The 9,623-nt window shown below is 44.6% G+C and carries 3 protein-coding genes and 1 pseudogene; 2 read left to right on the top strand and 2 right to left on the bottom strand.

The features are described from left to right. Positions 1–326: 326 nt before the first annotated feature. Both rpoC and rpoB read right to left on the bottom strand, forming a co-directional pair. Complete coding sequence (rpoC, locus tag CCC71_RS10800) at positions 327–4,538, bottom strand: DNA-directed RNA polymerase subunit beta' (RefSeq protein ID WP_295282248.1); 4,212 nt, start codon at positions 4,536–4,538, stop codon at positions 327–329. A 33-nt stretch (positions 4,539–4,571) separates the two neighbouring features. Continuing rightward, positions 4,572–8,726: pseudogene (gene rpoB / locus CCC71_RS10805) on the bottom strand (DNA-directed RNA polymerase subunit beta). Positions 8,727–9,240: 514 nt separating this feature from the next. On the opposite strand from rpoB, the gene thiS reads away from it, so the two are divergent. Together thiS and CCC71_RS10815 are read left to right on the top strand one after the other, a co-directional pair. Continuing rightward, a complete protein-coding gene (gene thiS / locus CCC71_RS10810; RefSeq protein WP_021842333.1) occupies positions 9,241–9,435 on the top strand; it encodes a sulfur carrier protein ThiS in 195 nt (64 codons plus the stop codon). After that, on the top strand, positions 9,435–9,623 hold a 189-nt coding region (locus CCC71_RS10815), incomplete at its 3' end, for a ThiS-like ubiquitin domain-containing protein (protein ID WP_296333585.1). The genes thiS and CCC71_RS10815, both read left to right, overlap by 1 nt.

Genomic DNA, 9,623 nt, shown 5'->3' on the forward strand with positions numbered 1-9,623 from the left:
CCATGCCTGTCAACAACTTTTATAGCCTTTTTACCGCATTAAATCAACATTTTATATGTACACTTATCCGTGTGTTTCAAAAGGCTTTATTTTTGCATATTTCACATAATTTTATACAAAATTTACGTAATTTTTCTTCATTTTATACAATTCTATGCATCGATTGCTAAATCAGCATACATAGATTTCGAATTAAATATAAAAGAGTGCCATTATTTTTACATAATAACACTCTCTTACATAACTATATTTATGACATTGGCTCCGGTAAAGATGAAAACCGTAAGGCCTCCTCTCTACCGATACACCAATTGTCAAGACTTTACTTATTCTTCAGCAGCAGCCGGAGCGTCAACCGTTACCACATCGTCGATTTGAGGTTCTTTTTTAGTAACCTTAATCTTACGATAACGGCTCATGCCGGTACCGGCCGGAATCAACTTACCGATAATAACGTTTTCTTTGAGGCCCAATAACGGATCGATTTTGCCTTTAATAGCAGCATCGGTAAGAACACGCGTCGTTTCCTGGAAGGATGCTGCCGACAAGAAGCTGTCAGTAGCCAACGCAGCTTTAGTGATACCGAGTAAAATACGTTTACCCGTAGCCGGTTGTTTGCCGTTCAAGATAAGACGACGGTTTTCTTCTTCAAAGGTGTTAACATCGATAGGATCGCCAGGTAATAAGTCGGCATCGCCCACTTCTTCTACCTTCACTTTATGAAGCATCTGGCGCACAATAACCTCAATGTGTTTATCGTTAATTTCTACACCTTGAGATTTATATACTTTCTGTACTTCATAAACGAGGTAGCGCTGAGTAGCTTCAGTACCCATTACGCGCATGATGTCATGCGGATTAATGGAACCTTCTGTTAAACGGGCACCCAATTTAACTACATCACCGTCACGTACGATAATGCGGGCACCGTATGGAATGAGGTAATCATATTCCACACCGTCTTTGTCGGTAACAAAGATAGTGTTAGTACCTTTTTTATTGTCATTAGGAACTACGCGAACTGTACCTTCCACTTCACTGATGATGGCATGACGTTTAGGACGACGTGCTTCGAACAATTCTTCAACACGTGGCAAACCTTGCGTAATATCATCACCGGCAACACCGCCTGTATGGAATGTACGCATTGTAAGCTGTGTACCCGGTTCACCGATGGACTGAGCTGCGATAATACCAACAGCTTCACCAACCTGTACCTGGTTGCCGGTACCGAGGTCACGGCCATAGCACTTCATACATACACCATAAGGGGAATGACAAGTCAATACGGAACGAATCTTAACCGTTTCATAGTGTTTAACTACTTCATCAGCCAATTCTTCCGTAATTTCGCCATTAAGCGGCACGATAACTTCGCCGGTTTCTTTGTTGATTAATTCTTCAGCAGCCGTACGGCCTACGATACGGTCTTTAAGCGGTTCAATAATACCGGAACCTTCAACGATGGCTTCCACTTCAATGCCGTGGATATCATTGTTGCGTACCTGTACTTCCTTAACATCACTGTCAAGAATCGCTTCAATGCCTTCTTCAGTAAGAGCACTGTGAGCCGGGAATACTTCGTTACCTTCGCTGTCAACTACAGCGTTAACGGTATCTTTGCCGAGCATATTTTGAACCATGGTTTCACTCAATGTCTGACGAATGCCTTCATCGGTTTCACCAAGGCTGATTTTTTGAACCAAGTTAGTATGGTTAATATCGCTGTCGCTACCCAAATGAGCACCGCGAAGATCGATATCGGTGATCTTATGATCGGCTAAAGCTTCAAGATCTTGAAGAGTCAAGATAGTTTCAGCGGCCAATACGAGTTCACCCGTTGCAGGATCTACAACATCTTTATCGAGTACGCGACCAATCAATTTATCTTTCAACAAGGAAAGAGCCTGACGAGTGGAGCTTGCCAAACGAGCGCGTTCACGCACTAAGTCAATGCCTACTACGTCACAATCTTCTTCGCGAACGATAACGTCTTGCGATACGTCAACGAGACGACGAGTGAGGTAACCGGAGTCAGCTGTACGAAGCGCCGTATCGGCCAAACCTTTACGGGCACCATGGCTGGATGTAAAGTAATCCAATACAGTAAGGCCTTCTTTAAAGTTAGCCTTGATTGGCAAGTCGATGATTCGACCGGATGGGTCGGCCATCAAACCACGCATACCGGCCAACTGACGAATCTGCTGTTTGTTACCACGGGCACCGGAGATAGCCATCATGTAAACCGGGTTGAAACCTTCCTGGTCACGCATCATGGTATCCATCATGGCATCCGTTACGTCTTCCGTAGCCTGAGTCCAAAGTTCGATAGTCTTGCGATAACGTTCGTCTTCGGACATGTAACCACGACGGTAGTTACGGGATACTTTTTCTACATCTTCGTCCGCTTTTTGTAAAATTTCCGCTTTTTCAGTCGGTACTTTAATATCCGCAATCGCGATAGTCATACCGGCACGACGAGCGTAGGAATAACCTAAGGATTTTACGCGGTCAAGAAGTTCAGCGGTTTTTTCGTTGCCGAATAACTGGAAGCATTGGTCAACTAATTTACCAACCATCTTCTTGTCCATAACGCGACCTAATGTATAATGTCCGTCTTCCTGTAATTCGTATTGACGAAGTTCAGGGTAGAGGGCGTTGTTAAAGATCAAACGGCCGGCCGTCGTTTCAACACGACCATGGCCTTCTTCACGAATGTATAAAATATCTTGCAAGCCGATTACGCCGGAATCATAAGCCAACATAACTTCGTCAAAGTTAGCGAAGTATTTAGCTTTTTCCTTCGTATGTTGACGTACTACGGTTAAGTAGTAAGTACCCAAAATCATATCCTGGGAAGGAACCGCTACCGGTTTACCATCCTTAGTGGATAAGATGTTATGGGACGACAACATGAGGGTACGCGCTTCGGACTGAGCTTCTACGGACAATGGCAAGTGACAAGCCATCTGGTCACCGTCGAAGTCAGCGTTGAACGCAGTACATACTAACGGATGCAATTTAATGGCACGACCTTCCCAAAGGATAGGTTCGAATGCCTGGATACCCAAACGGTGCAATGTCGGTGCACGGTTTAAGAGTACCGGATGTTCTTTAATTACTTCTTCCAAAGCTTCCCAAACGCCCGGGCCGATTCGTTCTACCTGACGTTTAGCAGCTTTAATATTGCTTGCCTGTTGGCGTTCTACCAAACGTTTCATAACGAAAGGTTTGAATAATTCGAGCGCCATTTCTTTAGGCAAACCGCATTGATGCATTTTGAGTTCCGGACCAACTACGATTACGGAACGGCCGGAGTAGTCAACACGTTTACCCAAGAGGTTCTGACGGAAACGACCTTGTTTACCTTTAAGCATATCGGATAAAGATTTCAAAGGACGGTTGCCCGGACCTGTTACAGGACGACCGCGACGACCATTGTCGATCAAAGCGTCAACCGCTTCTTGCAACATACGTTTTTCGTTGCGCACGATAATATCAGGAGCGCCTAAATCTAATAAACGTTTTAAACGGTTGTTACGGTTAATTACACGACGATATAAATCGTTAAGGTCAGATGTAGCAAAACGACCGCCGTCGAGCTGAACCATAGGGCGTAATTCCGGCGGAATAACCGGTACTACATCCATAATCATCCATTCCGGTTTATTGCCGGACTGACGGAATGCTTCAACTACTTCCAAACGACGTACGGCACGAATTTTACGTTGGCCCGTAGCCGTTTCGAGTTCACTGCGAAGTTCAACATTAAGGCTTTCCAAATCCAATTCGGCAAGTAATGCTTTAATGGCTTCGGCCCCCATGTCAACGCACACGAATTCCACTTCTTCTTGAGCGCCTAATTCGTAACGTTCTTCACGAGTCAATTCTTCATATTCTTTTTCTTCTTCGGCAATTTCAGTGTTAGCTTTTAATGCTTCATTAGCAGCTATTTTGCGTTGTGCTTCGGCAATAATCGCCAAACGGTCGCGGCGCTGAGCCACAGTTTCAATTTCAACCTGTTTGCCGTTGATTTTGTAATCTTCTTCATTGAATTGCGCTTCATATTCACGGAATTCAGTTTCAGATAACAACTGACGTTTCATGAGCGGCGTGCTGCCCGGATCAACTACGATGTAAGCAGCAAAGTAAAGTACGCGCTCTAAGGAACGTGGTGATACATCAAGGATAAGACCCATACGAGATGGGATACCCTTGAAATACCAAATGTGAGATACCGGTGTAGCCAATACAATATGACCCATGCGCTCACGACGCACTTTAGAACGAGTCACTTCTACACCACATTTATCGCAGACTACGCCTTTATGGCGAATGCGTTTATATTTACCGCAATGACATTCCCAGTCCTTGGTCGGTCCAAAAATACGCTCGCAGAACAAGCCGTCACGTTCCGGTTTAAGCGTACGATAGTTAATTGTTTCCGGCTTTTTAACTTCCCCATAGGACCAATCTAAAATTTGTTCCGGCGAAGCCAAGCCGATTCGCATAGAATCGAATTCATTAACGTCTAGCACAAGTATCGCTCCCTTCTTTCGGATACTCAAATATTAGTCTTCATCAGTTTCGGATTCGCCGACATACGTAGCCATAGTGCTAAGTATGTCGTCATCTTCCCCGCTCGTTACCGGTTCTTCTTCGATAACATTCGCTTCTTCCGTATCGTCAGCTACTGCATCTGAGCCTTCCATTACTTCTTTGATTTCATCTTCATTGGTATCTACATCATCGTCGTCATCAAGTTCTTTGATTACAACTTCTTCTTGATCTTCGTTCAAAATCTTCACATCAAGACCGATACTCTGAAGTTCTTTAAGCAATACTTTGAAAGATTCCGGTACGCCCGGTTCAGGAATATTTTCACCTTTAACAATCTTTTCGTATGCTTTCACACGACCTACCACGTCATCAGACTTAACAGTGAGCAATTCCTGCAAGGTATACGCTGCACCATAGGCTTCCAACGCCCATACTTCCATTTCCCCGAAACGCTGACCGCCGAACTGAGCTTTACCGCCCAATGGCTGTTGCGTTACTAAGGAGTAAGGACCGGTTGAACGAGCATGGATCTTATCATCAACCAAATGGTGAAGTTTTAACATGTATACGTAACCAACGGTAACTTTGTTATCCATCGGTTCGCCCGTACGGCCGTCGTACAATACGGTTTTACCGTCATCATTTTTACCGGCAATACGGAGGGTATCGAATACGTCACTTTCGTGCGTGCCGTCAAATACCGGTGTAGCGATATGGATACCGGCTACATCAGGTTTTGGCATGCCGTAAGTTTCGTAGTCATAACCGTAAGATTCCAAATCTTTGCGGATTTCTTCGCGTTTTACACGAGCCGATTCAATAGCATCGATGATGTCAACCACTACCGAAATGTCTTTTAATTCAATCTGTAAAGATTCTTCCATTTCCGGAGCTTGGTCTTCATCGTCAAAATATTCAATTTCAGCATCGCTGTATTCTTTTTCGATAGCGCGCAATTCGTCATAACGTTCGCGGCCACCGAGTTCAGTCAATTGTTTCTGTGCTTCCGCCAAGATTAAGCTCAACGCTTCTTCGCGGCGTGCATCGATTTCACTGTCCACATCAAGATGGGCAACAGTTACGTTTTCCGCCACTTTAGCTTTTAAAGCGTCCATTTCGCCGTATAATTCTTTAATGCGGTCGATATTATCCCAATAACGGCTGTCGGCTTTCGCTTGGTTCAATACATTTTGAATCTTGAGGTCGGTAGCTTTAATCTGCATACCGAGGCCCTGAACAGCCCAACCGAGGTGAGTTTCCAATACCTGACCGATGTTCATACGAGAAGGTACGCCCAATGGGTTCAATACGATTTGAACCGGTGTGCCGTCCGGCAAGAATGGCATGTCTTCCTGACGCATTACGCGGGAAACGACACCCTTGTTACCATGACGACCGGCCATTTTATCGCCTTCGTGGATTTTACGTTTTTGTGCAATATATACACGAACTAATTTGTTAACGCCCGGTTGCAATTCATCACCGTTTTCACGAGTGAAAAACTTTAACGTCAACGATTTTACCGGATTCACCATGCGGCACACGAAGGGAAGTATCACGTACTTCACGTTCTTTGTCACCGAAGATGGCACGCAATAAGCGTTCTTCCGGCGTTAATTCAGTTTCACCTTTTGGGTGTAACTTTACCAACTAAGATATCCCCCGGATGAACTTCCGCACCGATGCAGATGATACCTTCTTCGTCCAAGTTGCGAAGATTGTCATCGCCCGTATTCGGCAATTCACGGGTAATTTCTTCGGCACCCAATTTGGTGTCGCGTGCATCACATTCGTATTCTTCAATATGAATGGATGTATAAATATCTTCTTTGCAAAGCTCTTCGCTAAGCAAGATAGCATCTTCGTAGTTGTAACCTTCCCACGGCATGAACGCCACGAGCACGTTAAAACCGAGTGCCAATTCACCGCCGTCAGTAGCCGGGCCGTCAGCCAATACTTGGCCTTTAACAACGCGGTCGCCGCGGAATACGATTGGTTTCTGGTTGAAACATGTGGATTGGTTGGAACGAAGGAATTTATTTAATTTGTAAACGTCAACACGACCGTTGTCGCGCTGTACATGGATTTCATTACCCCAACAACGAGTAACGATACCTTCTTCTTTAGCCAGTACACAAACGCCGGAGTCAGTGGCTGCTTTGTATTCCATACCGGTACCTACAAGCGGAGCCTGAGCGCGGAGCAAAGGCACGGCCTGACGCTGCATGTTCGCACCCATCAAAGCACGGTTAGCATCGTCGTTTTCGAGAAACGGAATCATAGCGGTACCGATGGAAACAACTTCCTTCGGACTAACGTCCATGTAGTCAACTTTTTCAGGTGCTACTTCAAGGACTTCAGAACCGCGACGACAAGCGATATGCGTATCTACGAAGTTACCTTCGCTATCGAGAATGGAGTTAGCCTGTGCAATGGTCATGCCTTCTTCTTCGTCGGCCGTCATGTACACAACCTGATCCGTAACTTGTACTTTAATAATTTTGTTGGCCTGATCGCCGGTACCGTAGATTTTTTCTACACGACGATATGGCGCTTCAATAAAGCCGAATTCGTTAACTTTCGCATAGTTGGAAAGGGAAGAAATCAAGCCGATGTTCGGACCTTCAGGTGTTTCGATCGGACACATACGACCATAGTGGGAGTGATGCACGTCACGAACTTCGAAGCCCGCACGTTCACGAGACAAACCACCAGGTCCCAACGCGGACAAACGACGTTTGTGCGTCAATTCGCCAAGTGGGTTAGTCTGATCCATGAACTGGGACAACTGAGAGGAACCGAAGAATTCTTTAATAGCTGCCACTACCGGACGAATGTTGATGAGCGCCTGTGGCGTAATCATAGCATTGTCTTGAATCGTCATACGTTCGCGAACTACACGTTCCATACGAGTTAAACCGATGCGGAACTGATTCTGTAACAATTCGCCTACGCAACGCAAACGACGGTTACCCAAGTGGTCGATATCATCCACATGACCAACGCCATCCATCAAGTTCAACAAGTAGCTGATGTTGGCAATCATATCTTCGCGAGTTACCGTACGATGTTCAAACGGCAAGTTGCTGTTATTGCAGATAACTTTGAAGGAGTGGCCTTCAGAGCTCTTCACATAGAATTCCGCAAAACCTTCACCGCTGAAAACGCCGCTATTCGCAACGATATCGAGCTGTTCTTCGTTCATTACTGTATCAGCATCAACGATGATTTCGCCGGTTTCCATGTTTACGATTGGCTGAGCCAAAGTCTGACCTAACATACGTTGACGCCAGCCTAATTTTTTATTCAATTTATAACGACCTACGCGCGCTAAATCGTAACGACGCGGATCGAAGAATAAATTGTCGAATAAATTACGTGCACTTTCTACTGTAGGCGGTTCGCCCGGACGTAATTTTTTGTAAATTTCAACCAACGCTTCTTCGGAAGATTCGGTGGTATCTTTTTCAAGGGTGCGAAGCAAGCGTTCGTCATATACGCGATTGCCTTCTTCGTCAGTTTCACCATTCCAGAACAATTCCAAAATGGATTCATCCGTGCTCCAACCAAGGGCACGAACTAAAATTGTAGCCGGTAATTTACGATTACGGTCGATACGTACGGATACGATTTCGTTAGCATCTGTTTCAAGCTCAATCCAAGCACCACGATTAGGAATGACTGTGGAACCGTACAAGCGGTTACCCATAGTATCGATTTCACGAGTGTAATATACACCCGGGGAACGAACCAGCTGGGATACGATAACACGTTCCGCCCCGTTGATAATGAATGTACCGGTTTCGGTCATCAACGGGAAGTCGCCCATGAAAACTTCCTGTTCTTTAATATCCTGGTTTTCAGGATCATTATTAATCAAACGAACGTTAACACGCAATGGCGCCGCATAAGTAGCATCACGGTTCTTACATTCGTTAATATCGTATTTTGGCTCCCCAAGGCTAAATCCTTCAAAAGAAAGCACTAAATTACCTGAATTGTCTTTAATCGGAGAAATATCGTCAAAAATATTTTGTAAAACCGCTCTCCAAAAACCACTCATAAGACTTGCGTTGCACGTCCAATAAATGTGGCATTTCTAGAACTTCGTTAATTTTAGCATACGTATAACGCGTTCTTTTACCTACCTTCTCAGGTTTGAACATACCAGCTTTCACCCCTCATTTCAATTGGCTTACCTTCTATTCTATAACGGTATGACATCAGACAAAAATCCAGGTCTCAGTTTTCCTGTTAACGCAATGACAAAATAAGCAAGGCTCTCATTTTTTTATTTTGAACCTTGCTTCGCCTTCGGTTAACACAACCTTGGAAGATTTACCCTTATCAGTAACGATGTTATAGTCATATTATTGAGTACCCCTTAATTTATACGACGCATTCGTACGCCTATAAAATAATATTATACATTAATCAATATATATCTGAGTACATTTGCAATTTAGTATTATATCATTATAAAATTGCTTTGTCAAAAATATTTTACAAAAAAAATTCCCGGACAATGACTGCAAAAATTTTTTGAAAAATCACTTTGCCCATTCTCAAAACTCTGCTATACTGAAATCAATATATAACCATGACATGAAGGGGGAGCACCACCAAAAGGGTGCTCTCCCTTCATGTCTTTTTTTATAGGAATTTTATAAGGAGGCATCCATGATTGTCAACGGCAAAGAACAAACGCTTACGGAATCTGTGACAGTTTCCGCCTTTCTCGAAACTGCGGGCTACAATTCCAAACGCGTTGTGGTGGAGCGAAACCGCATCATCATTCCGCAAAGCGAATTCGAATCAACTTGGTTACTGGACAGCGACACGCTGGAAATTGTTCACTTCGTAGGAGGCGGCTGATGAATATTACAGTAAACGGCCAAGCCCGGTCGGTAGCTCCCGGCTCGGTTACGGCGGATATCATTACCAACGGCAGCGATGACCTTTGGTTACTAAACGGCTTTGCCGTCGATGGGGCAACGCCCCTCAAAGAGGGCGATGCTTTATTACGCGTGTCACGCACTGAAGCACCTGACGAAGCAACGTAC

The organism is Veillonella sp. LMAG:90 (assembly GCF_008679445.1).
Classification (GTDB): Bacteria; Bacillota; Negativicutes; order Veillonellales; family Veillonellaceae; genus Veillonella_A.